Here is a 26,307-nt window from a genome sequence, read left to right as displayed (position 1 = left end):
GTTCGATGGACTCATTCGACGTAGAGCGAGTAGACGATCGCCGCGAAGCCAAATGCCGTCAGGACGCTGTTGATCAGGACCCCGGAGCGGAGCCCGACGCCGAGCAGCTGGTGGGCGATCCCCGCGAGAAAGGCACCGACGGTGACGATCCCGAAGCCGACCGCGAGCGCACGGAGCGACGGCGATCCGGTCCGACGGTGGGCCCTGTAGGCGATGTAGGCGATGGCGGTGCCCAGCACGAAGATGACGGTCTTGCTCACGACGATCGCGATCGATAGAGCTTGACTCACAGCTCGTCACCCATCTCGGACCACATGTCGGCGAGCCGTTCGTCGACGGTGCGCGTCGGCCGATCGACCGTCACGTCGACCCCGTCGTCGGTGATGGCGACGTCCAGCCCATCGGCGTCGCGCTGGTAGCGCGTGATGCGTCCCCGTTCGGGATGGACGTCGTGAAACTCGCGGACGAGCGTGGCCCGGCTCACGAGATCCAGCTTGCGGTACACCGTCGATTCGGCGATGTCACAGGCATCGCTGAGTTCTTTTGCGGTCATGGGGTGGGAGGCCTCCCGGAGGATGGCTCGGCAGTCGGGATCGTCGAGCGCGTCGAGGACGACCTGCACCGGCGCGTCCCCGTCGTCCGGCGGTGCAGGTCCCATTGTCGATCCGTGGCCCGCGATCGGAATAGGTCACCCGGTTCGACGATCCGGATGGGTGATTTGTCCACGTCGAATTGATAACCCTGGCGTAATGTGTGATGTTTGTGCGCACGACTCACGACAGCGACCGTCTCGTTTCCCACGGAGTGGGAATCGCCCGTCAGTTGACCCCCCTGTATCACCAACTCTCGGTCATGAACCCGTCTCGAATCTCCCTCACGCGGGGAGCACCGACCAGCGACCGCAGACACGCCTCGACACCGCAGCCGCGGGTGAACCACCGTGGTTGATCCGATCGCGGCGAGCCGGCTCCAGTTCGCGCTCACCACCATCGTCCACATCATCTTCCCGGTGGTGAGCATGGGTCTCGCACCGTTCCTCGTCTACTTCACGTGGAAAGATATCCGAACGGGAAAAGCCATCTACGAGCAGCTCCGGCGGTTCTGGACGAAGATCTTCGCCGTGAGCTTCGCCGTCGGCACGGTCACGGGGCTGGTGCTCGAGTTCGAGTTCGGCACCAACTTCGCGGCCTTCTCGACGATCGCCGGCGAACTGTTCGGCGGCCCGCTCGCGCTCGAAGGGATGATGGCGTTCATGCTCGAAGCCACCTTCCTCGGGATCTTCGTCTTCGGGCGCGAGCGCGTCTCGAACCTGGTCTATTTCGTTTCGAGCGTCGCCGTCGGGCTCGGAACCTGGCTGTCGGCGACCTGGATCCTGATCGCCAACTCCTGGATGCAGACCCCGCGCGGCTTCGAGATGGTGATGGAGAACGGCCAGTCGGTCGTCAATCTCGTCGATCCGATCGCCGCCTATCTCAACCCTCGCTTCCCGTGGATGTTCGTCCACATGCAGAACGCCGCCGTCGAGTCCGTCGCCCTCCTGATGGCCGGCATCGCGGCCTACTACGTCTTCCGCCATCACGTCTGGGAGAACCCGATCCAGCATCCCGAGTTCTGGGAGAAGACGCTCAAGGTGGCGCTCGTCGCCCTGCTCATCACGGCCCCGATCCAGGCGATCCAGGGCGACGCCTACGGCCGTCACGTCGCCGACACGCAGCCCCAGAAGTTCGCCGCGATGGAGGCGGTCTGGGAGACCGAATCCTACGTGCCGGAGTATCTCATCGCCGTGCCGACCGATCTCGACAGCCTGTTCGACCCGCGAGCGAAGGAACTGTTCGGCATCGGCATCCCCGGGATGGCGTCGTGGCTCGCCAGCGGCGGGAACGCGGAGGCGACGATACGCGGACTCGAGTCCTTCTCGACGGAAGCGCCACCCGTCGCGATCGTCTTCTGGGCGTTTCGCATCATGGTCGCGCTCGGCTTCTGGTTCATCCTGCTCGCGCTCTGGGGGGCCTACCGCTGGTGGCGCGGCGAGCTGCTGGAGGACGATCTGCTCCACAAGGCACTGATGGGCTCGTCGCTGCTCGGCTTCCTCGCCGTCGAGGTCGGCTGGATCGTCACCGAGGTCGGCCGCCAGCCGTGGGTAATCCAGGGCGTGTTGAAGACCACCGACAGCGTCTCGCCCGGCCTGACGGGTACCGAGGCGACGTTCACGCTGGCCGGCTTCGCCGGCGGCTACGCGCTCCTGCTGATCCTCTACACCTACGTCGTCGTCCGACTCGTCAGGAGCGGTCCGCCGACCCGCGACGAACTCGCCGCAGTCGAATCGCCGACGACGGAGGAGGCGGTGAGCGTCGATGACTGAGCCCGGGACGCTCGCGAGCGAGCCGCTGTTCGGCCTGCCGCTCGCCGAGCTGTGGTTCGGGCTCGTCTTCTTCATCTTCGGGACCTTCCTCTTCCTCGACGGGTTCGACTTCGGCGTCGGTATCCTGTTCGCGACCAGGGACAGTAAACACGAGAAGGAGCGACTGCTCGATGCCATCGGGCCGTTCTGGGACGGCAACGAGGTCTGGCTGGTCGTCTTCGGCGGGGCGCTGTTCGCAGCGTTTCCGTCGATCTACGCGAACCTGTTCAGCCGGCACTACCTGCTGATGTTCGCCATTCTCGCCGCGCTCGGACTGCGCGGGCTCGCCCCCGAGATGTACGAACAGCGCGACGACGCGAGCTGGAAGACGTGGTGGGGCCGGGCGTTCGTCGTCGGCAGCCTCGCGACGCCGTTCCTGATCGGCCTGTTCGCGGCGAACTGGCTGCTCGGCGCGACGACGATCGTCACGCTTCCGGGGATCGTCGTCGGGCTCGCGGTCGTCGCGCTGACGGTCGTCGACGGCGTCGCCTTCCTCCGGTTGAAGACGCGCGGCGAGCTGCGCGAGAGCCTCGCGACCGACGGCTATCGCGCCCTCGCCGCCTATCTCGCGCTCGTCGTGATCGCGCTCGGCGCGCTCTACGCGACGACGCCCGGACTGCGCTCGGCGCTCCTCTCGCCGCTCGTCGTCGGGCTGGTCGTCGTCACGCTCGTGCTGGCGGGCGGGTACGCGCTCGCGACCGCACGCGACCGCTACTATCTCGCGTTCGTCGCCGTGGCAGGGCTCGTCTTCAGCCTCGTGGGCGTCGTCGCCGGCTCGATGTACCCGCTGATCGACCGGGCGAGCGGCCTCGCCGTCGAGGACGCCATCGTCTCGACCCTGCCGCTCAACGTCATGACGATCGGTGCCGGACTCCTGCTCCCGCTGATCTTCGTCTACTTCGGCGTGCTCTACTCGGTGTTCAGCGGCCCGATCGAGGCGGGTGAGTCCTACTGATGGATCACGACGAACGAGTCGCTGCCGATGGTTCCCAAACCGCGGAAGCGGCACTCGACGACCGGTCGACGCCGAACCTGCTCTCGCGGATCCTGGTGACGTGGATCGAACTCACCGTCGTCGCGATCACCGGCGGACTGGCTGGGGCGTCGATCGGCGGCCCGGTGGGGTTCATCCTCTCGCTCGCCACGACGCTGCTCACCGTCGCGATCGTGTTCCACAACGTGAACGAGCTCGTCAAAGAATGGCTGCGGTTCGGGCAGGGCGCGTGACCCTGCTATCGGTTTCGTGGCGCGCTCACTCAACGGTGATCGACGCGTCGTCGACGACCGCCTCGCCGTCCTGCGTGTAGGCTCCGTCCGCCTCGCCGCCCGAGGTGAGGAAGTCGTAGGTGCCGTTGCCGTTGGTGTCCTTGTGAGGCATGGCGATCAGCGTCTGGTCGCCCTGCAGGCTCGACTGATCGTAGTCGCCGCCGGGGACCTCGGCGTAGAGCGGGATCTCGATGTCCATCGCCGTGCCGGCGTCGTAGGCATCGGAGACGCCGATGACGCTGCCAGCGACGTTGCCGTCGAGCAGGCTGCTGTCGTGGATGGCGACGAAGCCACCGTCCGGTAGCGCGGCCGAGGCGACCGTGACGCTCGATCCGTCCGAGCTCTGATCCTCGAACGTCGCCGACGCCATGTCGGGCGCGTCCTCCTCGCTGACGATGAACTGCTTGGCGATCGGCAGGACTTCGTCCATCGTGCGTGCGGGGTTGAACGCGTTCGGCGCGGGCCGCTGGAGGTTCAGCAGCTGGAAGTACGTCTGGTGGTTGGCTTCCACGCTGTGGATCGACAGCGCCGGCGGGATGATGTCCGGGTTCGAGATCATCGGGGCCGCGCCGGCGTAGGCGGAGACGCCGACGGCTTCGAGACGGTCGGCGACCGCGACGAACTCGGTGATCGACGAGTACGGGAACTCGTAGTTCGCGGGTTCGACGGGCGTCCCACCGAGATCGTTGATCGTCTCGCTGAGCGCGTCGACGTGAGCTTCCTCGTGGTCACGGACGTCCTGAATCTGCTGATAGACCGAATACTGTAGCGTCTCCCGGTCGAAGTAGTTCGCGACCTCCGAGCGCTCGACGTCGCTCTCCGAATAGTTGTCGAGGAAGTCGTTGTAGTACGCCGCCTCCAGGTGTTCGAGCGTGAGCGCGTAGTTCAGGATGTCCACGTCGCTCACGTCGCCGTTGCCACCGTCGCCGTTGCCGTCGTTGGCGGCCGCGACGCCGCTGCCGACCGCACCGAGTGCGGCCGCACCGACGCCGACCTTCGCCGCATCGCCCATGAATCCGCGCCGCGAGCGTAGTTGGTCGCTTACCTGTCCAACGAAATCGAGAACGCCGTCCGTCTCCTCTCGGATTGTGTCGTCGTCTGTCATGGTACTCTCGTGCGTCGCCGCACGGACTATTCTTCGCCAACATCCCTTATGAACGTATGCCAGAAACGGACCCAAATTCGTTCGTGTTCCATCAGTAGAACGCATCTCGCCGGTACCGACGACCAATGCGCGTTGTACGATGATCGTCGGTGTACGCCACCATTCGCTCGACGGTCCGTGGGTCGTTTTCGACGTAGCACGTACCGGACCCCTTTTCGCTGCCGGTCGGTTACGCCGGCCATGAGCGAGGGATGGTTCGCCGGTCTCACGGCCGACCAGGTGGGCGCGGAGCGCGTTCGCGAGGGGAGCGCCGACGCATCGGATGCATGGCCCACACGGGCTATCGAGGCGGGCGTCGCCACGAGCGAGGAGGCGTACTACGACCGCCTACACGAGGCGACGACTGCGGCGGCTCGCACAGCGATGGAAGAACGCGAGCGTGCCGACGATCAGCAGGTAATCCACGCCGTGCGCGCGATGGACGACGCCGGACGGATGGCGAACGAACTCGCCGAACGCGTCGCCGAGTGGGCCGGGAGCCGCGACGCAGCATCGGGGACTGGCATCGAATTCTGTCGAGAGCTCGCCGCCACCGATCCCGCGGAGCCCGCCGACGAACGACTGATCTCCCTCGCCGAACGGGCGATCGAACTCGACGACGAACGCGACGCGCTCGAACGGTACGTCGAGCGAGTGGTGAGGGACGCCGCGCCGAACCTCGCGGCACTCGCCGGACCGACGCTCGCGGCACGGCTGCTCGCGCTCGCCGGCGGGCTCGACTCGCTGGCGAAGACGTCGAGCAGCACGGTGCAGGTCCTCGGCGCGGAGGAGGCACTCTTCGCGCACCTCCGCGGGCAGGCACCCTCGCCGAAACACGGCGTCATCTACGTCCACGAGTACGTCCGCGGTACGCGCCCCGCAAAACGCGGCTCGGCGGCGCGCGCACTCGCCGGCAAGCTCACGATCGCCGCACGGATCGATCACTACGCTGGCGACCGCAGACCGTCGCTCGAAGCCGATCTCGACGAACGGATGCGACGGATCCGTACCGGCGGGGAGGACGATGGCGCTGCCTGACGGGGTGCAGTACCGCACGTTCGACGGCGAGGAACGCCTCGCCACTCGGGGCGAACCGGTCTACGGCGAGCCGGTCGCCGACGGCTGGCGGGCGTGGGATGCCCACCGCTCGAAGGTCGGCGCGATGTACGAACTCGGAATGGAGCCGGGGCTCGACGCCGGTGATCACGTGCTCTATCTCGGCGCGGCCAACGGTACGACCGCCAGCCACGTCGCCGACGTCGCCGGTCCGACCTACGCCGTCGAGTTCGCCGCCCGGCCGATGCGCGATCTCCTGTCGGTCGCCGAGACGCGGGGGAACCTCTTTCCGCTGCTCAAGGATGCTCGGAACCCGGAGACCTACGCCCACGTCGTCGAGGACGGTCTCGATCTGCTCGTTCAGGACGTCGCGACGCGCGGGCAGGCACGGGTCGCGCGGGCGAACCGACAGTTCCTCAGCGACGACGGCCGGCTCTGTCTGGCGATCAAAGCCAGAAGCGAGGACGCGACGCGCGAACCGGACGACGTCTTCGCCGACGTGCTCGACGATCTCCGTGAGGGGTACGAGATCCTCGACAGCCGCCGGCTCGACCCGTTTCACGCCGACCACCTCGCGGTCGTCGCCACCCCACGCTGAGCGATCGATGTCGCCGGACGGCGCGCCGGCCACCACAAAGCACTTATAAGGGGAGTCTATCCTTTCAGCCATACGCCGAGCAACGATGCCAGGTCAGCATGCCCGCTTCCGGTCAGCGCACCGGGACCCCTCGATAGCCCATCCCGTATCGCCGACGAGTACGGAGTACCGACAGCGTGTGTGGCGACCGTGACCGACCGCTCCGGACTCGTCCTCGTGGTGGTCGTGGTTCTCGCCGCGTTCGTCGGTGCGATGCCAGCGGCGGCACAGGATGTCGGCAATGCGACCGACCGCCCGACGGCGTCGTTCAACCAGTCGACGGTGACCGAACAGCGCGGCGACATCGCCGCGATCGAACTCGATCTCTCCGGAACGACGAACGCGACCGTCTCGGTCGGCAGCGAGGCGGTCAACTACGCGGCGAACGTCACCGTCAACGACAGCAACGGTGACGGGCGTGTGACGCTGTTGATGAACACGTACATCGCCGGTCTGGACACCGACAACTCGGTGTACGGAGCCACCGCGGGCGATGCGGTCGTCGGCACGAACCGGTCGACCGCCCCGCTCGACAGCCCGCTGGAGACGAGTCAGTACAATCTCTCGGTGGCAGTCGACGACCGTCGGACCGACAGGGCCACCCTCGCGCTCACCGAGCGCACGGCCGGCGAGCTCATCACCTGGACCGCACCGGCGGCGAGCTTCGACAACGCGACGAACGCGAGCGAGGTCGCCGCCGCCGTCGACAACGGCCGTATCACCGCGTCCGATTCGGTCGCCGTCGGCGACGTGTCGGTCAACCAGGTCAAACTCTCCGGGGTCTACGGCGCGCTCGCGGTCTCGAACGTCACGGAACTGCTCCGAAGCGGCGCGCTCGATTTCAGCATGGTACAGACGAACCCGTCGACGAACCGCCCGCCGAAACGCCTCGATCTGAACCGCAGTCTCGCGAACGACTCGATCCGGGTGGTGCCCGACCCGCGCAACGACGTGCTCTACGTCAACGTCGATACGAGGGCGGCGGTGTTCGACAACGGGACGCTCTCGGCCGGCGATCGCTTCGAGAGCACGCTCTCCATCGACGGCGAGAGCACGCTCGCGGACGCCGACGAGTCGGTGAGTGCGAACGTCTCGTTCGTCGGCACCGAGCTCGGACTCGCCGAACCCTCGCTTGCCGCCGGGCGCAACCAGACCGTCGCCGGCACGACGAGCGTCGCGCCCGGTAGCGAGGTGACGGTCCGCATCCAGCGCAACGGCAGCAGTTCGATCGTCAAGACCAACACGACGCGGGTGAAGCCGAACGGCTCGTTCGACACCACGTTCAACCTCTCGTCGGTCGCGCCCCGGAGCACGGTCACCGTGCGCGCCGAGGGGCCGCTCGGCACCGGCGACCGGACGAACGTCACCGTCCGTCCCGACCGATCGAACGACTCCGGGAACGGCACCGCGGCGCTCGCGGTCCCCGATCAGACCACCGCCGGCGAGACGGTGGCGGTCCGGAACGTGACGCTGCCCGATGGCGGCTTCGTCGTGGTCCACGCGGCGAACGCCTCGTCGGACCCGGTGGGAAGCGTCCTCGGTGCGTCGAGCTATCTCGAAAACGGCACCACCGAGAACGCTACCGTTTCGCTCTCCGAGCCGCTGGCCGAAGACACGCGCGTCGTGGTGATGGCCCACACCGACAGCAACGACAACCGGGTGTACGACTTCAGCAGCTCCAACGGGAGCGAGGACGAACCCTATACTGTCAACGGGAGCGCCGTCACCACGGACGCGCAGTTGACGATCGTCGAGACGACGACCGTCGAAACGACGACCGCCGACGCCGCATCGGGAACCACGGCTGCGGCGACCGGGACGAACGGGACGACCGACGGGAGCGGTCCCGGGTTCGGCATCGTCGCCGCGCTGCTCGCCCTCTCGCTGGCCGGACTGGCACGGCGGCGCTGAGGCCAACGGCAAAACCTATACTGCCGATCGTCGTAGAGTCGGCGAATGATCGACGGGCTGCTCGCCGCGCTCGCGTGGTTCGGCCAGTTCTCCGATCCGCTGGCGTGGCTGTCCGTGCTCGCCTTCAGCGCCGGCGGCGTGCTCTCGTGGCGTGACAGCCGCTTCGCCCGGCCGGTGACGGTCGCCGCGTGGCTGTTGTTCGCCGTCTTCTGGCTCTCGGTGTTCCATCACTTCGCGTTCGTCCAGAAGAGCTTCATCGAGGGGATCGGAGTGCTCGTGGCGATCCCGGCGAGTATCTATGCCGGCCTCCTGCTCGCCCGTGGGCGCGACTCGCTGTTCGTGCTCTCGCGGGCGATCGCCGCGATGGGTATCATCTTCTTCCCGTTCGAGACGATCACCGCCCTTCAGGAGTTCCTCATCGAGAGCGTGACGAGTCAGACCGCCTTTCTGATGGAGCTCATCGGCGCGGAGCCGACGGTCGTCTCGGGGGCGATGGTGCCGGACGGAACCTATCCTGCCTATCAGAGTACGTTCTGGTTCGCCGACGGCGGCCACACGATCACCTACACCATCCTGATCGCCTGCACGGGCATCGGCAGCATGGCCATCTTCGGCGGGCTGATCGCCGCGACGTCGGCCCCGCTCTCGCGCAAACTCCGCGCGCTCGCCGTCTCGATCCCGGTGATCTACGCGCTGAACCTCGTTCGCAACGTCCTCATCGGGCTCGGTTTCGGCCTCCAGAAGTTCCACGTCTTTCCCGACGTCGTGATGGGGCTGTTCGGTGCGAGCGATCCATACAAGGTCTCGTATTTCGTCGTCGATCGGATCCTCGCCCAGAGCCTCTCGGTGCTGGCGCTCGTCGCCATCACGTGGGTCGTCGTCCGCGAACTCCCCGAGATCATGGTCGTCATCGAGGACGCGCTGTTCATGGCCACCGGTACGGAGTACGATCTCCAAGATGCGCTCGGGACGACGGTTCGCGCCGACGGCGGCGTCGCCGACACGGACAGCTCAGAGTAGTTCGGGCGGTGCGTCCGCGAGCGCTTCGAGCGCCTCGCGTTCGAGGTGGTGGAGCTCACCCGGAAGCACGAGCAGGTGGAGCGGATCGCCGAACGCACCCTCCGCGAGCGCCGACAGTCGATCGGCGACCACGAGCGGGTCGGGACTGCCGGCACGGGCGACGACGACTCCCAACCCGTCTAGTTCGGGTGCGAGTCGTCCGGCGGCGACGTCGGCGCTCATGTATCGCCCCTCGGCGGCCTTGATATCGAGATAGCAGAGTGTGTGGAGCCCGCGCTCGCGGTTGTCTTCGATGGTTTCGACGACGCTCTCGGGTATGGGTCGATCCCGGTAGGCGAAGGGGATCGTCGTCGCCTTGCCGAAGCGGTAGTTCTGGAGGCCGGTGAGCGAGCCCGCGGCGGTCTGAGCGGTCGTTCCGTGGATTATTCGGGTTTCGATGTCGTGTTCGTGAGCGCGGAGCCGGAGATCCGTGTGCGTCGTCGATACCATCGGATCGCCGGCGACGAGAAACACTGTCGAGCCGGTTTCCGCGCTGTCGAGGATCGGTGCCGGCTCCTGTTCGACGCCCGCCCGATCGCGGACCTCGATAGAGACCCCGTGGTGGTCTTCGAGCTCTTCGATCGTGGTTCCGACGAGACGACTGGTGTAGAACTCGGCGAAGACCCGATCGGCGCTCCGGAGCGCTTCCCGGCCCTCGACCGTGATCGAGTGCTCGTCGTAGAGACCGAGCCCGACGAAGGTGAGCATTGGCCCGCCTCGGGCGGCGGGCGGATTAAACGACTCGCCCCGGGGATCGTCGCATCGAAACGCCACGCTTAGGCCGGCCCGGCGGCGATTGCGGGCATGGAACTGCCGTGCGTCCGCGCTGCGCGCGAGAACGGCGAAGCCGTGCGAGCGGCGCTCGCCGAGCGCGACCTCGTCGATCGCGACCACGAGATCACCGTCGTCGACGGATCGATCTTCATCCCCGTCACCGACAGCGAGGCAGTTCCCGACGAGTACGTGGTCGTGACGCACGACGCACCGGTGCGCGAGACGCAGGCCATGCCCACCGATATCCTGGGTTTCGAGCCGACCTACGAGCGCCTCGGTGACGTCGTGCTCGTCGACGAGGACGATCCCGAGCGTGCCGAGCGGATCGCGGCGGCGGTGATGGAGTCGGCGCTCCCCGTCGAAACGGTGCTGGACCGTGCCTCGAAAGTCACCGGCGAGTTCCGCACCCGCGAGTGGGACCATCTCGCCGGCGGCAGTACCGAAACCGTCCACCGCGAGTACGGCTGCGAGTTCGCCCTCGACATCGCCGAGGTGTATTTCTCGCCCCGACTGGCGACCGAGCGCCATCGCGTGACCGAGACAATCGCGGCGGACGAGCGGGTGGTCGACATGTTCGCCGGTGTCGGCCCGTTCGCGATCCCGGCGGCCAAGCGCGGGGCGGAAGTCGTCGCCGTCGATCTGAATCCTGTCGCCATCGACTACCTCCGCGAGAACGCGCGGCGCAACGACGTCGCGGAGCGGGTCACGGCCATCGAGGGCGACGTGCGCACGGTCGCCGACGAGTACGAGGGCTGGGCCGACCGGCTCGTGATGAACCTCCCCCACAGCGCCGACGAGTTCCTCGACGCGGCGGTGCGCCTCGCGAGCGACGACTGCTTGCTCCACTACTACGATATCCAGCACGAGTCGGATCCCTATGGCCCCGGCGAGCGCGCGATCCGCGCGGCCGCCGAGGAGTACGAGGTCACGGTCGAGAACCGCCAATCGGTGCGCTCGTACGCGCCCCACGAGCTGAACGTCTGCCTCGACGTGCGACTCCGTGCCTGATCGATCGCAGTCGATCACGGCGATTCGCAACGATTATACCGTTCGTGGGCGCAGTTGGAAACAGGCCGGTGTAGCTCAGACTGGCTAGAGCGAATCCTTCGTAAGGATTAGGCCGAGGGTTCAAATCCCCCCACCGGCTTCCTCGCCTAGAACCATGGTCTACGGGATGCTTTCCGTATATCTTGATGTGCACTCCCGCCGAGAACATTGACGTTTTCCGCGACCGGATTTGCACCTCCGACGACATCGCTTTGTTCAGGGGCCGGTCCATGCTGGGCCGATACGGCCACACCCATACGCTCTCGGCGGGTGCGACGGAGCGAGACCATGCCGTTGTCACTGGTCGTGTTCGATCCAATGGGGTCTAAAAATCTAAACAGGGTTCCTACAGATTGACATTGGATGCGAGCTCGGGATGATGCACCGTAATTTGCAGGATACACGATGAGCAAACCTCAGAATCATCTCAAATTGTCTGTTTGAACGGCAATACGTGGATATCTCTTGGCCGGCCACTCACTCTGCGGGGTGTATATTGTACAGGATATTTTCTCACTCTAGATGGGCCCAAAGATTATATTCTTGGGGGCAGATGATCATATATGAAAGCTGAAGCAGAGAGACTTCTTGACGAGGTACATGATTCCAAAGATGATATTTTTGAAGTCAGCGCTTGGAAAGACAAGGATGGTGACTATGTGAATGTATTTTCGATAATAACAACTGAACAACTTGAGGAAGAGGAGTTAGAAATAGACAGCGGGATGCAGGTAATAGTCTCCCGCTGCTCAAAGGAAGATCTTCTAAACTATATACCAGAGGATTTTAATGATTCTGTCTATCTAAAGATTAGCCCCCCTCATCGTGCATCTAGTAGCGAAACTCGGAGAACAACAGATGTGCGTGTTACGAGGCGTTCATCCGAAGACATGCTTGATTGGGGATCTGATTTTCCCGCATTATGTTTTGAGTATTGGCCAAAAGGTCCCACGCGTAAAGAATGGGATCCTCAGGAGCTCACTCCTCTAACTGATGTCCTTTCTGAGCGTTATGGTATTCGATTAGACCGTCATCACGAAAGATTAGGTAACCACCTCGTTGTGATTGAAGACCGCCGTGCAAAAGTCCACCATCATGAATCCTCTGAAGATGGTATTGTTGAACAGCTTCACGAAGACAGTTCAGTCCCCACTGAAGAATCATTACTAGAACTCGCAGACGGGTGGAGAGTAAATCTTCAACAGGTGTCAAAAGATGAAGTAGATGTTGTCGTTAGATCGGAAGAATATGGCGATCTTCTACATGAAGAATTGCTAGACTTTGATGAAACGAATGAGGTAACTAACAATGAGGCTGCAGAATTCGCGAGAAATCGCAATTTCAATTCAGTCGTAGCAGTAACTGATGGAACTGGAACTACTCGATACCGTACTCCTCAGTATATCGCGCCAGGAAGTTCCGACCAAATCTGCACAGTAAGAAAAAACGGCCTAACGCTTGATCAGGCCTCTGTTGATATAGTAAGAGGATTTGAGTTCAATGTGAACGTAATGACGCCTGGTTCAACTTCAGAGCCAGAGATTCCGGTCCCCACTCAGATATTCGCCGAATCAGATTATAAAATGGGACCTCCGGCTTGGGAAGAGCAAATTACTGACTTCGGCCCAACAATTGCTACAAATACATGGGTTATTGAAACCGATGAGGACTACACAGATGTACTCCAAGAACTGTATAGTCGCTTCTCATCTACAGTGAAAATTATGGACCCCTACTTGCGACCAGATGACCTCTCGATGTTCATTGAGGAAGCGAGCCCTGATGCAGAATTCTGGATTCTAGTTGGTTATCGGACAAATGATATGGATTCGATGCGATCTGATTTTGAAGATTGTATTGATGAAGCTAATGATAAAGGAATTGAAATGTCGATCAGGTGGGTGCCAGGGGACCAATCAACCCCCATACATGATCGTTTTGTTTTAACATCCGAAGGGGGATTGTCTATTGGCACTTCATTTAATTCGTTAGAATCCAACCTATCAATCATGTATGAATTGAGGAATGACGATTCCAGGAATATCGAAAACAACTTTGATACGTGGTATTCTAATCCCGAATTTGCAGAAGAGTATGGTGTAGAAACTATCGGATCAACTGAATGAGTACTCTTGGTACTTATCGAGTCAAAGTGTAGTAGTATTAGCAACAAATAACGTCGTATTTGGATATAATCCATATGATAACTCGTTCAACAAGGTTTGCTTCCTGAAGGCTAGATTCTGGAACGGTGCTCTTAGCATGGTGCATCCGCTCTTGAAGATCTGTTCGTTATAGCGGTACATCTGCGGAATAGGACGCGTTGTAGATCCGCCTCGTTGTGCAGAGTCACACCCGTTGTATCCTGGCGGAGTATCATTTATTGCTGAACGCACGAGGTGCACGGGTTCGTATAATCAGCGAACCATTTCCTTTGATCGTTCGAAGCACTGCGCTCAATCCCGAAAGATACCTAGGGCGGCTCTATTGTTTTCCCTGTTTGCGTTCTCATTCTCGTTCGAGCGGCCGATAGCGCCGATCGACGATGGCGACGTCACACTCGATGTCGTGGAGGCGCTGGAAGGTCGCCGGCGAGAGCAGCCGCGAGACAGCACTGCGGTCGGCGCTCGCGCCAAGCATGAGGAGGTTCTGGCGCGACGAGGCGTCGGCGAGGAACTCCTCGATCGGGCCGTGGGCGACGCGGGTCTCGATCCGCTCGGTGAACGTCTCGACGAGTTCGGCGAGCATGCTCTCGGCGTCGCGGCGCTCGTGTTCGTTGTCGATGCAGTGACAGAGGCTCACCTTGCCCGACCGGCCGGTGAGCCGGCAGGCGAAATCGAGCATGCTGTGGGCGACGTCGCTCGCGCGCCGGACGGAGACGAGCACCCGCGACCAGTCGGTGCGGCCGTCGGCCGAACGGTGGGCGATCACGTCCATGTCGGTCCGGAAGAGCGAGGTGACGAACGAGGCGGTGCGGCCGTCGGCGCGCTCGTACGGCGTCACGATGAGATCGCAGTTGGCCTCGCGGGCGGCCCCGAGCGCCGTCGTGGCGGGTGATTCCGCCCCGCGTTCGATGACGACCACCTCGCAGGGTACGTCCATCGTCTTCTCGATCCGCTCGGCGTACGCTTCGAGATGGCTGGCGTGGGTCTTCGTCGCCGTCGATGCCTCCATCTCCGTCCCGCCGTCGGTGGCGACGTCGGGTGACTCGACCATATCGAGTAGGACGACCTTCCCGGCGTCGTGAGCGGCGGCGATGCGCGCGCCGAAGGACGCGGTCGCGTCGGCGTGATCGCCGCGCATCGGCACGAGGACGTGATCGTCACCCTTGGTCGACTGATAGAGATAGCGCGCCCGGTGGCGGTAGACACGCCGATGCCAGAGGACGAACACGCCGGCGACGAGCAGGCTCGACACGGCGATGCTGAGCACGTAGCTGAACCCCGGTGCGTCGTCGACGACCGCGAGCAGCGCCGTCGAGAACGCCGCCGGCTCCTCGATGCTGAACGCCCACGTCGCCGCGCCCGTGAGCAACATCGCGAGCGCAGCGCTGGGCGCGTGGACCGATTCGGGACCGCCGGCGTAGAACAAGTCCGTCAGCTCGATGGCGAGCCAGCCACACAGCGCACCGACGGTTAGCCCTGCGACGAACCGTAGCGGCGACGAGTAGCGCTCCTCGGGGTGGGCGAACAGGAGATACGCCCCGGAGGCCAGCGGCGGAAAGAGCAGAAAGGAGAGGTTCGTCGCGTTCGCAACGAGCGTCACCAGCCCGACCAGCAGCGGGACGAACAGCACGACCGACAGATGGACCAGGTTTCGCGTGCTCTCCAGCCAGCGGCGGAACTCGTGGAACTCCCGCCGCTCGAACCGCCGCGAGCGCGACACGGCGGCTCGGAAATACGCTCGCACTTCCTCGCGCATACCAACTCCTCGGTGCTTGGACGAAAAACAGCTTCCGCATTCGACACGGCCGGACCGTCAGTTCGCGCCCGTACCGCTGTTCGACTCTGCAGCCGACTGGACGGTGACGTTTTCGAGCGCGAGCCGTCCCGCGCCGCCGGCCTGCGAGGCGCGGAACTCGACGTTCGAGTGCATTCGATCGAGCGTGAACGGGACGGTGACGGTTTCGAGACCGTCGGTGTTCGTGACGTTCTCGGTCGCGACCGGCCGAGGCGTGGTGCCCGCGGCGACTTCGAGGTTCGCGACCGGCTGCTCGCCGGCGCTGGTCGCGTTGACCCGGAAGGTCGCCATGTACTCGCCGGGCGGAAGCATCGTGCCCGGACCGTACCAGTAGTAGGTTCCCTCACCGCCGCCGGAGCCGACGAGCTGGCCGTCGATCCGTAGCGCGTCGTTCGGGATGAAGTCGTCCAGCTCGTACGTGCGCGGCTCGACGGTGTAGTTCCCGCGAATTCCGTCGGGCGAGCCGTTGTAGCCGCGCTTGAACACCCATACCTCGTCGTCGTAGCGCACGAGTCCGTACTCTTTTCCGAACTGCTCGGCGTAGGTCGTCCTGACCGGCTGCGCCCACTCGACACCCTGGGTTTCGAGTTTCGTATCGAGAAGGATATACTCGGGTGTCGGCTTCTGGTTGTTGCGCTGATACCGGTAGAACAGCGTCCGATTGGCGCTGAAGGTCGCGTTCGGCCGCTCGGCGACGTGGGGGAAGACGTCGTTCTGCGTGAGCAGCGAGGCGTTATCAGGAACCGTGTCGATGCCCTCCTCAAGCATCTCCGTGTGTTCGTTCGTGCTCGGCACGGCGTTTTTCTCCGCACCGATGGCGACGCCGACCGCGAGGTTCACCACCAGCACGAGCGCGAGCAGCCCCGACAACACCGTTCGTGCCGAGGCACGCGCGCTCTCGGTGTCGACGATCTCGCTGGTGTCGATGCGTGCGAGCACGCGCACCGCGCCGATGTAGACGAACGGGAGCAGGTAGAGCGGGTAGTGTGCCCCGAACGTGTAGTAGACGTCGCGACCGGCGAACACCCACGCGAAGCCGATGAACGGGATCAGCGAGCCGAGCGTGAGTTCGTCGGCGACCGCGAGGAAGAGCACGGGAAGGAGGAGGAGCACGAGATAGACCACCTTGTCGAAGATCGCGACCGAGACCGAGTCGATGATCAGCTCGGGGTTGCCGAGCACGATCGTCACCAGCTGACCGATCCCCACCCGGGAGCCCTCGACGAACGGCTGGAGCGGGGCCGCGATCACGTCGGTCGGCAGCCCCGACGCATCCGTGTACTGGCCGATGGCCCACCCCGAAACCACTCGTGCGACGACGAGGATGCCGGCTGCAACGCCGATATACGGGGCCTCGCGCCGGAGTCGTCCCCCGCGGAAGGAGACCACGACGAGCCCGACGAGAAAGCCGCCGACGAGGATCGTCGTGAACTCGTTGGTGAACAACACGAGCGTGAGGAAGGCGAGGAAGGCGATGTAGCGCCGTTCGGAGTAGGTGTAGTAGGCCGCGAAGATCAGCAGGGGGAGGAGGATCTGCTCCTGGAAGTCGAACAGCCACGCCGACCAGAGGAAGGGGTTGAGCGCGTACGAGGCCGTCAGCAGCCCCGCGAGCCGGTCGCTCTCGATGTGGCTGCGCGCGAGGATCCAGAGCATCGGCACGCTCGCGGCGAGCAGCCCGGACTTGATCACGAGCAGCGTGTACGGTGACGGGACGAGCGCGTAGATGGGCAGGAAGGCCAGCAGCGTCGCCGTGAAGTGGCCGCCCCAGTAGGAGCTCTCGGGCCCGCGGACGGTGTATTTGCCCTGTTCGAGGAAGCCCTGGCCGTGGAGGGTGCTCTCGAACATGTGGATGTAGCTGCCGAAGTCGGCCCCCGTGAGCCAGAAGCTCCGATAGAGCAGGGAGAGGTAGATCGAGAAGCCGACGAACAGCGCCAGCGCGAGCGCGAGGACGTACCACGTCGGGCTGGAGCGCTCGGGGAGGTAGTCGCCGACGGTCGCGGCGACCCGGTCGGTGGTGCTCATGCACTCCCCGCCGAGGCATTCGTAGTAGCGTTTTTCGATTCGTAGCTCACCCGTACCTCGTCGAACGCGACCCGGCCCGACCCCTCGCGGATCCCGCGGAACTCGACGTCGGTGGTCGTCTCGTCGATGGTGAAGTCGACGGTGACGTTCCGCCAGCCGTCCGTCGGCGCGACGGACTCGCTGGCGATGCGACCGTGATCGTCCCCACCGGCGACGTCGACCGTCACGACGGGGCTGGAGCCGCTTCCCGAGGCGTTGACCCGGAAGGTCGCGGTGTAGCTACCTGGTGTGAGCGTGTCGTAGGGCCCGAACCAGAGGTAGTCGCCCGCCGAGCCGTTGTCACTCACGATCGTTCCGTCGGCTCGCTCGGCGGTACCCGTCGCCATGCTCGCGGCGTCGTAGCGGCGCGCACCGGGGTCGGACTGCGTGACACCCTGGACGGGGCCGTCGTAACCACGCTTGAAGATCTGAATCCCGTCCTGATACCGATAGAGGCCGTACTCCTCGCCGAGGCGATCGGCGTAGGTCTGCTGGACGGCCCGCGCCCACGGCGCGTTCGGGTTGAGCTGCGTATCGAGCAGCAGATACTCCGGCGTGACGTTCTGCCAGCGGTTCTCGTAGGCGCCGAAGGTTCCGGGACTCACGATGAACGAGGCGTTCGGTCGCGTCGCCACATGGGGGTAGATGTCGTTCTGTGCGATGAGCGAGGCGTCCTCGGGGATCGAGTCGATGGCCGTCTCGAGCGTTTCGCGGTGATCGTCGTCGGCCGGCGGCGGCACGGCGAGATGGCCGCCGCCCGAGGCCGCACCGCTGACGAGACAGAGCACGAGCACCGCCGAAACCAACCCGGCGAGCGTCGATCGCGAGGGCCATCGCAGCGCGTCGAAACGACCCGAGAGCCGGCGGAGAGTGTGGATCGCGCCGATGTAGACGAACGGGAGCAAGTAGAGCGGGTAGTGTGCGCCGAACTCGAAATAGACCGCCTTGGCCTCACCGGTGAACACCCACGCGAAGCCGAGATAGGGTGCGAGCGCCGCCAGCGAGAGTTCGTCGAACAGCGCGAGAAAGGCCACCGGCAGCATGAACGCGACGAAGAAGAGCAGTTTGTCCGCGACCGCGAACGTCGCCGAATCGATCAGTAGCATGGGGTTCGCGAGGACAGTCATCGCGAGATCGACGATCGAGACGCGCCCCATGCCCTGGATGAACGGCTGGAGCGGTTCGGCGACCACGTAGGTCGGCAGACCGCCGAAGACGCTGTAGTAGTCGATGGCGGCGCTCGACACGATGCGTGCGACGACGACGAGCACGCCCGCACCGAGGATCATGGGGCCGCGTTTCCTGAGCCGGCCGGCGATCGCCGCGGCGACGAACAGCCCGCCGATGAAGCCGATCGTGGGGAAGACGACGAACTCGTTGGTGAACAGCACGAGCGCGAGAAAGCCCAGAAACAGGAGCTGGCGATCCTTCTGATAGCAGTAGTAGGCGGCGAACAGGAAGGGTGGTATCAGCACCTGTTCCTGGAAGTCGAACGACCACGCCGACCAGAGAAACGGGTTGAACGCGTACGAGACGGTCACGACGCCTGCGAGGCGATCGCTGTCGAGGCGGTCGCGCGCGAGCAGCCAGAGCACCACCACCGACGCCGCGAGGACGAACGATTTGGCGACCAGCAGCGTGTACACCGACGGAACGAGCGCGAACAGCGGCAGGAACAGCAGGAGGGTGAGCGAGAAGTGTGCCCCCCAGTACGAGCCGGAGGGATGGCTCGCGCGATATTTCCCGTGCTGGAGCCAGCCCTCGCCGTCGAGCGTGCTCGAAAACATGTGGGTGTAGGCCCCGAGGTCGGCGCCCGTCGTCTCGAACCGGGCGTGCATCAGCGCCGTGTAGATCGAAAACCCGACGAACAGCGCCAGCGCGAGCCCGAGGACGTACCACGTCGGACTGCCGCGCTCGGGGAGGCTGTCGAGCACGCGATCGGAAAGCGAATCGCTCGTACCGATCGAAAGCGATTCCGTGAGCCTACTCACGCTTGTCCTCACCGAGATAGCGCTTGACCGTCTCGAACGACATCGACGACCCGTCCGAACTCCAGACCCACTTCTCGCTCGCGCCGAATCCCCAGAGCACGCCGACGCCGATACGGAGGATGTTCGAGATCGAGGGGTTGATATGCAGGAGATCGACGAAAACGATCAACGCGACGGTGCCGATCCCGACGCCGACGACCCGCGTCGCACCGTATTTGAGTCCGCGCCAGAGCCACTGGCCAATGCCGGCGGTGCCGTTCTCGCGCCACGTCCAGCTGTCGTTCATGATGTAGTTGGCGAAGATGCTCACCGCACTGCCGAGCAGGCCGGCGACGATATACTGGAGCCCAACGGCCTCGTAGGTAAGCAGAAACACGCCCTGGTTGATGACGATTCCCATGACGCCGACGAGGAGATATTTGACGAGTCGCTTGTTCTGCGGGTCGAACAGCGAGCGCTCCCTGATATCGTCGAGAACGCTCACGCGCGCACCTCCGTCCGTGTCGCGCCGTTCTCGCTCTTGGTCGGCGGCGAGAGGAGCAACTGCTTGAGTCGAGGGTAGACCTCCTCGAAGCCGTGGGATTCACCCTCGGCGCGCGCCCGGCGACAGCGCTCGTCGTAGCCGTCGTCGTGTCGCCACTCGCCGTGGATGCGCGCGATCGCGTGGGCCAGCCCGCGCGGGGTTTCGGCCTGGAGGACGGCCTCGTTCTCGCGGACGTGGGTCGAGAGCGGTGTCGTCACGACGGGGGTGCCCGATGCGCAGGCCTCGTTGATCACCATGCTGTCGGTGTCGACGCGTGCCGGATGGAGGACGACGTGAGCACGCGCGTAGGCGTCGGCGAGCTCGTCCTCGGTGAGGAAGCCGAGACCCTCCACGTCGCCCGCACCATCGCCGGTCGTCACGACGCGGACGTCGTCGGGGAGGCGTGCGGCCACGGCCTGGATCGTGTCCCAGCCCTTCTCGCGGATGTGGGCGGCGGTCGTGAGCACGGTGAACTCGTCGGCGCGCTCGTCGCGATCGGGGCTGAACTGCTCGATGTCGACGAAGTTCGGGATATGCACCGTGTTCGCGTGGGGCGAACCGTAGGCCGGCGTGACCGAGTGGACGACGTCGAAGCGCGAGAGATCGCGGTCACCGAGCAGCCGGTAGAGCAGTTTCGTCGCCGTCGGCACCAGGCCATAATGGGCCTCGTAGAGCTTCTCGGAGACGTAGACCCACGAGTGGATGCCCGCGATCCGCGTGTCGCCGCCCGAGAAGAACAGTTCGGAGAAGGGGTTGTAGAAGACGTAGGCCGTGTCGAACCCGGAGAGGTCGTGATGCCAGGCCTCGCGGTAGGGAACCCGGGAGTCGAGCACCTCGCGGACGTCGACGCGGCGCTCGCCGCCGGGGGCGTAGGGGAGCGCGCGCACCGACACGTCGACGCCGTCGGCTGCGAGCCGGTTGGCGAGCGCGCAGACCCACTTCTCGCCCCCGCGGTAGTGTTCGACCGAGAGGTGCGGACAGAGTGCGATTCGCGTCCCCGTCATCTCAAGGTCGTAGCGAGGTCGCCGGGTCGGTTCGAGGCGAGCGACCGCGCGGAGACCGTTCGCGCGAGGGACGATTCATTAGGGAAACGAACCGACCCCGACCAATTAAGTATTACCTATCGGACTCGATGCATGTGTTGCGTCCACAACCCGGACGCCACGAGATAGTCTTCGACCTGCTACCGTGGTCGACACTGTCTGATAGAGCTGATCGAGCCGAACAATGCGAGGATCCGTTCGTGGACGGAGAGACAGAAGATATTTAACCGAACGGTTAGTTGTATCGACAACGGCTGACTGTACGGTCAGCACTTGACGACTATGACTGACGAGACGATCACCGATATCACGGATGCCACCTCTCGCACGCTGTATGAGTGCGGTACTGGTGCGTTGCGGACGCGAATCACGACGTCCACGAACAGCACGAACGACACGATCACGACGGTTCGATCGGAGACCATCCACCGCGTCGGTCACGAAATTGCGACACGTGGAGCGCCCGGTTTCTCCAGTTACGTGTCCATCGATCGAGGAGCTGTCGCCGAGTGAGCCTTCGAAGCCGTCTCGGCGGCCTGTTCAAGTCCCGCGAGGAGTTCGATCTCACGTCGGGTAGCATCGGCAAACCGCTGTTCTATCTCTCCCTGCCGATCATCGTGCAGAACCTCTTCCAGACCGCCTACAATCTGGGCGATACGTTCTGGCTCGGGCAGTACGACACGACCGCGCTGGCCGCGATCAGTTTCGCGTTCCCGATGGTGTTCCTGCTGATCTCGCTCGCGCTCGGGCTCTCGGTCGCGGGCAGCGTGCTCGTCGCCCAGTACACCGGGGCCGGGGAGGAACGGAGAGCCGAGTACGCCGCCTCCCAGACGGTCATCTACGCGGTGGTGGCCTCGCTCGCTCTCGGCGCGGTCGGCTACTTCTTCGTCGACGAACTGCTCGCCTTGCTCGGTGCCTGTCTCTTATACACATCTCTGATGGCGCGAGGGNGTCTTCGGCTTCGCCGTCTTCATGTCGCTGATGCGTGGCTACGGCGACACGCTCACGCCGATGTACGTGATGGCAGGCTCGGTTGTCATCAACATCGTGCTCGACCCGATCCTCATCTTCGGCTTCCAGAACAACCCGCTGTTCGGGCTGCTCGGCGCTCGTGGGATCGAAACGTGGCTGTTCGGCCTCACGGGCTACGCCGGCTCCGGGATCGCCGGGGCCGCGATCGCGACGGTGTTCTCTCGGGCGCTCGCGTTCGGAGTCGGTCTCGTGGTCATGTTCCGTGGCAACCGTGGCGTCAAGATCCGGCTGCGAAAGATGGTGCCCAGCCTCTCGTTCGCGCGCAAGGTCGTCGATATCGGCGTTCCCGCCTCGGTCGAGGGGACGGCGCGCTCGCTGTCGATCAACCTGCTGTTGGTCGTCATCGCCGCGTTTCCCGAATCGGTCGTCGCCGCCTACGGGATCGGGACGCGGATCTTCTCGGTGATCTTCCTGCCGGCGCTGGCGGTCTCGCAGGGCGTCGAAACGATGACCGGGCAGAACATCGGCGCTGGCAAACTCGATCGCGCCGCGGAGACGAACAATTTCGGCGCTCGCGCCATGCTCGTCGGTCTGACTCTCCTCGGGGCGCTCGTTCTGATCGCTCCGGAACCGATCGCCGCCATCTTCACCGACGATCCCGCTGTCGTCGCCCAGAGCGCGACCTTCCTCCGCTACTCCGCCCTCTCGTTCGGATTCATCGGCGTCATGCGGGCGTACACCGGCGGGTTCCGCGGTGCGGGGAAGACGATGGTCGCGGCGGTGATCTCGCTCGTCTCGCTCGGACTCGTCCGGCTGCCGATCGCGTGGCTCGGGGCGGCAGCGCTGGGCACCATCGGTCTCTGGATCGCGTTCCCGATCTCGAACCTCGCGGGCGGGATCGTGGCGTATCTCTGGTTCAAGCGTGGAACCTGGCGCGAACAGGACCTCACCGAATCGAACGCCGGTGCGGACGTGGCGGGAGCGGAGACATCGATGGACGACTGACACGACGGTCAGCAACGCTGAAGCCATTTGGACCGACGTCGGTCGGCACGATGTTGCTGTGACCAACGTTATACCGTGTCGCCGGATATTTTCGCACAGGACGATTACGATGTTCGATCGAATACTCCTCCCGACCGACGGTAGCGATCCGACCGAATCAGCGGTGACGATGGCGCTCGGACTCGCCGAAACGCACGACGCGACGCTCCACGTGCTCTTCGTCGTCGATCCACCCACCTCGGTCACGGGCGTCGGTGACGGCTTCTCGGGGTTGGACAACCTGCTCGATGCGCTCGAAGAGGAGGGTCACAGCACGACCGACGAGATCGCCACACAGGCGAGCGAGCGCGACATCGAGACGACGGCGGCCGTCCGGCGAGGGAACCCACACGACGACATCCTCTCGTACGCGGACGAAGCTGATGTCGACGTGATCGTCATGGGAACCCACGGTCGAACGGGTGTCAAACGGGCGCTGTTGGGAAGCGTGACCGAGGACGTCGTCCGTCATTCCGCGATCCCGGTTCTCACCGTACATCGCGATCCCGACGAATAGGCCCGCTTTCGATTCGATGTGGTTTCACCAATCGGATTTTCTCGATCGGTTCGACGGAGTCAGTGAAGTGCTGCTTCGTCCGTGGATTCGTCGGGCTCGGAGATGACGTACTTCAGTGTGATGGCGACCCCGACACAGAGCAGGCTGAGGACGACGAAGACACCGAACCCGCGTGCGTAGCCGATCTCACCGTACGCGTCCGCGAAGTAGCCCATCAGTGGCAGGATGACGAGCGTACCCCCGCCGCCGATGCCGCTGATCCAGCCCGACGCCCCGCCGACGGCCTCCGGGACGAACTTCGGTACCAGTTCGAACACCGCGGCGTTGGCGATCCCCATGCCGGTTCCCAGCACCATCATGCCGACGATCGCCGGCCAGAACCCGGTGACGACGGTCATGATCACGCTGCCGAGCGCCATGATCGCGAAACTGACGATGGCGACGATCTCGCCACCGAACCTGTCGCTGATGCTGCCGGCAGGCACGCGGATGAGCGATCCGTAGGCGATGAAGAGCCCGGCCAGAAGCCCCGCCGTTGCGAGCGACAGCTCGTGGAACTGTGCCCAGTAGGTGGGGAACCAGGCCGACAGGGAGGTGAACCCGCCGCCGAAGGAGACCGTGTAGAGAAAGACGAGAACCCACGTGCGACGATTTTTCGCGGACGTCTTCAGCGAGTCCCACGCGCCTCCCGACGGGAAGATGTCCTGTCCGAGATCGTCGGCGATCCGTCTCGATTCCTCCGAATCGGTGCCCTGTTTGCGGAGCTGGAAGTAGTAGGGATCGACGGCGTACAGCGCATAGATGACGGTAGCGACGAGCATGAAGACCAGCCAGATCGTGTAGCTTCCGGTCAACCCGACGAGGCCGATGAGCACCGGAAGCCCGAGGGTGATCATCCCCGGGCCGATGTTCCCGATCCCGGCGAACGCACCGAGCGCGAACCCCTGTTTGTCGCTCGGATACCAGTAGGAGGTCTGGGAGGTCCCGACCGAGAAGGTCGCGCCGCCGGCACCCGCAAGAAGTCCGAAGAGGACCAGCAGCGGATAGAGACTCATGTCGAAGTTCTCGGGATAGGTGAAAAACAGCGTCACGACCAGTCCACCGGTCCCGACGAGCGTCGACGCCATGAGGATGAGAAACGGTTTCTTACCACCGACGTCGTCCACCCAGGCACCGAAGGGGATCCTGAGGACCGCTTTGCTGAGATGTGGAGAGGACAGCAGGAGTCCGTGGAAGATGCCGGTGAGAGCCAGTTGGTCCTCCAGGATCAGTACCTCACAAAGCTTGTCGATTGAGTGCCTCTGAGGCGTGAGTTCGGTGGACGAATCGGTGCCGAGCAACTGCTGAAGAAGGTAGATCGGCACCGAGAGCATCAAACCTGTCGCAGTCGGCGGCGGAACGCCGCCGACGCGACGGTGTTGCCACTCGCCGAGCGGGCGGTCCTGGTCGGTGGATTACCGCTCGAAGCGGTCGTCCGGTGGCTTGTTTGCGGGGACGGTGCGACGCACGGCGAGCACCGTCTCCGTTGCACGACGTACCATTCCGAGGAACTCGTCGAATCGCCACGACCAGAGGCGTCGCGCGCCTCGGCGCGGCGACGCCACGTACTCCCAGTGGAGATACCGCCACGCATTCTGGAGGAGGAAGCTAATCAGCACGTACAGGAACCGCACCGCTGGATTCTGTGTCGTCGTATTTGCAATGCTTCGTTCGGACAGACGATAAGTCGATTCGATACCGAAGCGACGGCTGTAGTGTTTCCTGGCTTGGCGTGGCGTCTCGATGAACGGCGCGTCAACGGCGTAGCCGTGACGCGCCACACCTTCCTCATCGTACTTCCCTTGTTGGTACGTACAGTCGATGTAGACCGGGAAATCGACGGTCCACGTGTGACCGTCGATTTCGCCCTGGAGGTTGTGGTCGATCACGCGGCTCCAGCCTGTGCTCAGTTCGTCTTGGATCGCCTCGCCCCACTTCACGATCGGCATGACGAAAGCGTAGTTGTGGGCAGCGAGTAGCGTCAAACAGTACGTATCGTAGAACTCTCGGTCGAGGTAGACGGCCTTGACTTCAAGGTCAAGGCCGTCGAGCACGCCGAGCAGTTCCACGAGGATCGAGCTGGCGGTGTCGCCGTCAGTCAGACGGCGCACCGCCAGCGTGTAGCGTTTGTTGCGTACGCGGGCGTAGAGTGTGGCATAGNCCGTCAGTCAGACGGCGCACCGCCAGCGTGTAGCGTTTGTTGCGTACGCGGGCGTAGAGTGTGGCATAGCCGTGGAACGTCGTCGTTCCAGCTTTAGCGAGTGAGTTGTAGAGTTCCTCTGTAGATTCGTACTCCTCGCCGTAGTACGGACGGAGGTGGAGGTCGGCGACGACCTCCACCGGCCGATCCGGAAGCAGCTTGAGGATATCCTGCTGGATGAGTGTCTTGCCGACTCGTTCGAGCTCTTCGAGCTCGAACTTCGTCCGGAGATGGTGGAGAATCGTGTTGGCGNATATCCTGCTGGATGAGTGTCTTGCCGACTCGTTCGAGCTCTTCGAGCTCGAACTTCGTCCGGAGATGGTGGAGAATCGTGTTGGCGTGGGGCGATTCCTCTGAGATCTCGCAGAGATGACTGACTGAGTCCTCGTCGGCTGTTGCGCCGACGAGGACGTCCCAGATGTCCTCGGAGTCGATATCGGCGTTCTCGCCGAGTTCGATATCGATCTCCTCGTCAAGAGTGTTGACGAGAAAGTTAAGGACCTGCTCTTCGGTGAGTTCGTTGGCTGCTTGGTCTGGTCGCATCAACCGACCAAGCAGCCCGTTCACCTAACCCGCTTTGTGAGGTACTGAGGATGGGTCCTGCAGCGCCATAGAAGACGATCGTCGTGAGGCCGGCGAAGAAGACGAACGTCGACAGTGTC

Annotated in this window: 20 protein-coding genes, 1 tRNA gene and 2 pseudogenes; 12 read left to right on the top strand and 11 right to left on the bottom strand. The window is 63.8% G+C overall.

Translation table 11 applies throughout. The features are described 5' to 3' along the window. Window positions 1-11 precede the first annotated feature (11 nt). Both C451_RS14540 and C451_RS14535 read right to left on the bottom strand, forming a co-directional pair. Window positions 12-290, bottom strand: coding sequence for a DUF7521 family protein (locus C451_RS14540; protein ID WP_007741700.1), 279 nt, complete (start codon window positions 288-290; stop codon window positions 12-14). After that, window positions 287-658 carry a winged helix-turn-helix domain-containing protein gene (locus C451_RS14535; protein WP_007741699.1) on the bottom strand — a complete coding sequence of 124 codons (372 nt, stop codon included), beginning with the start codon at window positions 656-658 and terminating at the stop codon, window positions 287-289. The genes C451_RS14540 and C451_RS14535 overlap by 4 nt, the downstream gene beginning before the upstream one ends. A 282-nt stretch (window positions 659-940) precedes the next feature. Between C451_RS14535 and C451_RS14530 the strand changes: the two genes are divergently transcribed. From C451_RS14530 to C451_RS14520, 3 genes are read left to right on the top strand one after another with little or no spacing between them, the layout of a single operon-like run. Continuing rightward, window positions 941-2,362 carry a cytochrome ubiquinol oxidase subunit I gene (locus tag C451_RS14530; RefSeq protein ID WP_007741698.1) on the top strand — a complete coding sequence of 474 codons (1,422 nt, stop codon included), beginning with the start codon at window positions 941-943 and terminating at the stop codon, window positions 2,360-2,362. Next, the gene (locus C451_RS14525) at window positions 2,355-3,356 is read left to right on the top strand and encodes a cytochrome d ubiquinol oxidase subunit II (RefSeq protein WP_007741697.1); all 1,002 of its coding nucleotides are present in this window, start codon (window positions 2,355-2,357) and stop codon (window positions 3,354-3,356) included. The genes C451_RS14530 and C451_RS14525 overlap by 8 nt, the downstream gene beginning before the upstream one ends. Further along, entirely contained in the window at window positions 3,356-3,628 is a 273-nt protein-coding gene (locus C451_RS14520) for a hypothetical protein (RefSeq protein ID WP_007741696.1), read from the top strand. The genes C451_RS14525 and C451_RS14520 overlap by 1 nt, the downstream gene beginning before the upstream one ends. Before the next feature lie 25 nt (window positions 3,629-3,653). On the opposite strand, the gene C451_RS14515 is transcribed toward C451_RS14520, so the two are convergent. Beyond that, a complete protein-coding gene (locus C451_RS14515) occupies window positions 3,654-4,772 on the bottom strand; it encodes a ferritin-like domain-containing protein (RefSeq protein WP_007741695.1) in 1,119 nt (372 codons plus the stop codon). 240 nt (window positions 4,773-5,012) lie between these two features. Between C451_RS14515 and C451_RS14510 the strand changes: the two genes are divergently transcribed. The 4 genes from C451_RS14510 to artA all read left to right on the top strand — a co-directional run bounded on the left by C451_RS14510 (window position 5,013) and on the right by artA (window position 9,435). Then, on the top strand, window positions 5,013-5,849 hold the full coding sequence (locus C451_RS14510; RefSeq protein ID WP_007741694.1) for an NOP5/NOP56 family protein: 837 nt from the start codon (window positions 5,013-5,015) through the stop codon (window positions 5,847-5,849). After that, window positions 5,836-6,465, top strand: coding sequence for a fibrillarin-like rRNA/tRNA 2'-O-methyltransferase (locus tag C451_RS14505; protein ID WP_007741693.1), 630 nt, complete (start codon window positions 5,836-5,838; stop codon window positions 6,463-6,465). The genes C451_RS14510 and C451_RS14505 overlap by 14 nt, the downstream gene beginning before the upstream one ends. A gap of 180 nt (window positions 6,466-6,645) precedes the next feature. After that, window positions 6,646-8,415 (top strand): DUF7282 domain-containing protein, encoded by a 1,770-nt coding sequence (locus C451_RS14500; protein ID WP_007741692.1) that lies wholly within the window; start codon window positions 6,646-6,648, stop codon window positions 8,413-8,415. Between the two features lie 45 nt (window positions 8,416-8,460). Then, a complete protein-coding gene (artA, locus tag C451_RS14495) occupies window positions 8,461-9,435 on the top strand; it encodes an archaeosortase A (protein WP_007741691.1) in 975 nt (324 codons plus the stop codon). Here artA and dph5 read toward each other — a convergent pair. Beyond that, window positions 9,427-10,182 carry a diphthine synthase gene (gene dph5, locus C451_RS14490; RefSeq protein ID WP_007741690.1) on the bottom strand — a complete coding sequence of 252 codons (756 nt, stop codon included), beginning with the start codon at window positions 10,180-10,182 and terminating at the stop codon, window positions 9,427-9,429. The two genes, artA and dph5, sit on opposite strands and share 9 nt — an antisense overlap. 96 nt (window positions 10,183-10,278) lie before the next feature. Here dph5 and C451_RS14485 point away from each other — a divergent pair, with 96 nt between their 5' ends. The 3 genes from C451_RS14485 to C451_RS22140 all read left to right on the top strand — a co-directional run bounded on the left by C451_RS14485 (window position 10,279) and on the right by C451_RS22140 (window position 13,421). Beyond that, window positions 10,279-11,256, top strand: a complete 978-nt coding sequence (locus C451_RS14485) for a class I SAM-dependent methyltransferase (protein WP_007741689.1) — start codon at window positions 10,279-10,281, stop codon at window positions 11,254-11,256. Window positions 11,257-11,320: 64 nt separating this feature from the next. Then, window positions 11,321-11,395 (top strand) — tRNA-Thr (locus C451_RS14480). Between the two features lie 463 nt (window positions 11,396-11,858). Beyond that, a complete protein-coding gene (locus tag C451_RS22140) occupies window positions 11,859-13,421 on the top strand; it encodes a hypothetical protein (protein WP_152420477.1) in 1,563 nt (520 codons plus the stop codon). 382 nt (window positions 13,422-13,803) lie between these two features. On the opposite strand, the gene C451_RS14475 is transcribed toward C451_RS22140, so the two are convergent. From C451_RS14475 to C451_RS14455, 5 genes are read right to left on the bottom strand one after another with little or no spacing between them, the layout of a single operon-like run. Further along, window positions 13,804-15,216 carry an HPP family protein gene (locus C451_RS14475; protein ID WP_007741688.1) on the bottom strand — a complete coding sequence of 471 codons (1,413 nt, stop codon included), beginning with the start codon at window positions 15,214-15,216 and terminating at the stop codon, window positions 13,804-13,806. A 57-nt stretch (window positions 15,217-15,273) separates the two neighbouring features. Further along, complete coding sequence (locus C451_RS14470; RefSeq protein WP_007741687.1) at window positions 15,274-17,277, bottom strand: DUF2079 domain-containing protein; 2,004 nt, start codon at window positions 17,275-17,277, stop codon at window positions 15,274-15,276. After that, window positions 17,274-19,307, bottom strand: a complete 2,034-nt coding sequence (locus tag C451_RS14465) for a DUF2079 domain-containing protein (RefSeq protein ID WP_007741686.1) — start codon at window positions 19,305-19,307, stop codon at window positions 17,274-17,276. The genes C451_RS14470 and C451_RS14465 overlap by 4 nt, the downstream gene beginning before the upstream one ends. Further along, window positions 19,300-19,791 carry a GtrA family protein gene (locus C451_RS14460; protein ID WP_007741685.1) on the bottom strand — a complete coding sequence of 164 codons (492 nt, stop codon included), beginning with the start codon at window positions 19,789-19,791 and terminating at the stop codon, window positions 19,300-19,302. The genes C451_RS14465 and C451_RS14460 overlap by 8 nt, the downstream gene beginning before the upstream one ends. Then, window positions 19,788-20,834 (bottom strand): glycosyltransferase family 4 protein, encoded by a 1,047-nt coding sequence (locus C451_RS14455; RefSeq protein WP_007741684.1) that lies wholly within the window; start codon window positions 20,832-20,834, stop codon window positions 19,788-19,790. The genes C451_RS14460 and C451_RS14455 overlap by 4 nt, the downstream gene beginning before the upstream one ends. Window positions 20,835-21,382: 548 nt before the next feature. On the opposite strand from C451_RS14455, the pseudogene C451_RS14445 reads away from it, so the two are divergent. Both C451_RS14445 and C451_RS14440 read left to right on the top strand, forming a co-directional pair. Beyond that, window positions 21,383-22,850, top strand: a pseudogene (locus tag C451_RS14445) (MATE family efflux transporter). A gap of 109 nt (window positions 22,851-22,959) precedes the next feature. Beyond that, window positions 22,960-23,406 (top strand): universal stress protein, encoded by a 447-nt coding sequence (locus tag C451_RS14440; protein ID WP_007741681.1) that lies wholly within the window; start codon window positions 22,960-22,962, stop codon window positions 23,404-23,406. A gap of 59 nt (window positions 23,407-23,465) precedes the next feature. Here C451_RS14440 and C451_RS14435 read toward each other — a convergent pair whose 3' ends face one another. Together C451_RS14435 and C451_RS14430 are read right to left on the bottom strand one after the other, a co-directional pair. Further along, complete coding sequence (locus C451_RS14435) at window positions 23,466-24,779, bottom strand: MFS transporter (protein ID WP_007741680.1); 1,314 nt, start codon at window positions 24,777-24,779, stop codon at window positions 23,466-23,468. An 81-nt stretch (window positions 24,780-24,860) separates the two neighbouring features. Next, window positions 24,861-26,188: pseudogene (locus tag C451_RS14430) on the bottom strand (ISH3 family transposase). Between the last annotated feature and the right edge of the window lie 119 nt (window positions 26,189-26,307).

The sequence above is a fragment of the Halococcus thailandensis JCM 13552 genome, from assembly GCF_000336715.1.
In the GTDB taxonomy this organism is placed as follows: Archaea; Halobacteriota; Halobacteria; order Halobacteriales; family Halococcaceae; genus Halococcus; species Halococcus thailandensis.
This window is presented reverse-complemented; position numbering and strand designations above follow the sequence as displayed.

Coding starts and splice junctions, on each gene's coding strand:
- C451_RS14535 (WP_007741699.1), bottom strand. CDS start 658: ATGGGACCTGCACCGCCGGACGACGGGGACGCGCCGGTGCAGGTCGTC.
- C451_RS14525 (WP_007741697.1), top strand. CDS start 2,355: ATGACTGAGCCCGGGACGCTCGCGAGCGAGCCGCTGTTCGGCCTGCCG.
- C451_RS14520 (WP_007741696.1), top strand. CDS start 3,356: ATGGATCACGACGAACGAGTCGCTGCCGATGGTTCCCAAACCGCGGAA.
- C451_RS14515 (WP_007741695.1), bottom strand. CDS start 4,772: ATGACAGACGACGACACAATCCGAGAGGAGACGGACGGCGTTCTCGAT.
- C451_RS14510 (WP_007741694.1), top strand. CDS start 5,013: ATGAGCGAGGGATGGTTCGCCGGTCTCACGGCCGACCAGGTGGGCGCG.
- C451_RS14505 (WP_007741693.1), top strand. CDS start 5,836: ATGGCGCTGCCTGACGGGGTGCAGTACCGCACGTTCGACGGCGAGGAA.
- artA (WP_007741691.1), top strand. CDS start 8,461: ATGATCGACGGGCTGCTCGCCGCGCTCGCGTGGTTCGGCCAGTTCTCC.
- dph5 (WP_007741690.1), bottom strand. CDS start 10,182: ATGCTCACCTTCGTCGGGCTCGGTCTCTACGACGAGCACTCGATCACG.
- C451_RS14485 (WP_007741689.1), top strand. CDS start 10,279: ATGGAACTGCCGTGCGTCCGCGCTGCGCGCGAGAACGGCGAAGCCGTG.
- C451_RS22140 (WP_152420477.1), top strand. CDS start 11,859: ATGAAAGCTGAAGCAGAGAGACTTCTTGACGAGGTACATGATTCCAAA.
- C451_RS14475 (WP_007741688.1), bottom strand. CDS start 15,216: ATGCGCGAGGAAGTGCGAGCGTATTTCCGAGCCGCCGTGTCGCGCTCG.
- C451_RS14470 (WP_007741687.1), bottom strand. CDS start 17,277: ATGAGCACCACCGACCGGGTCGCCGCGACCGTCGGCGACTACCTCCCC.
- C451_RS14455 (WP_007741684.1), bottom strand. CDS start 20,834: ATGACGGGGACGCGAATCGCACTCTGTCCGCACCTCTCGGTCGAACAC.
- C451_RS14440 (WP_007741681.1), top strand. CDS start 22,960: ATGTTCGATCGAATACTCCTCCCGACCGACGGTAGCGATCCGACCGAA.
- C451_RS14435 (WP_007741680.1), bottom strand. CDS start 24,779: ATGCTCTCGGTGCCGATCTACCTTCTTCAGCAGTTGCTCGGCACCGAT.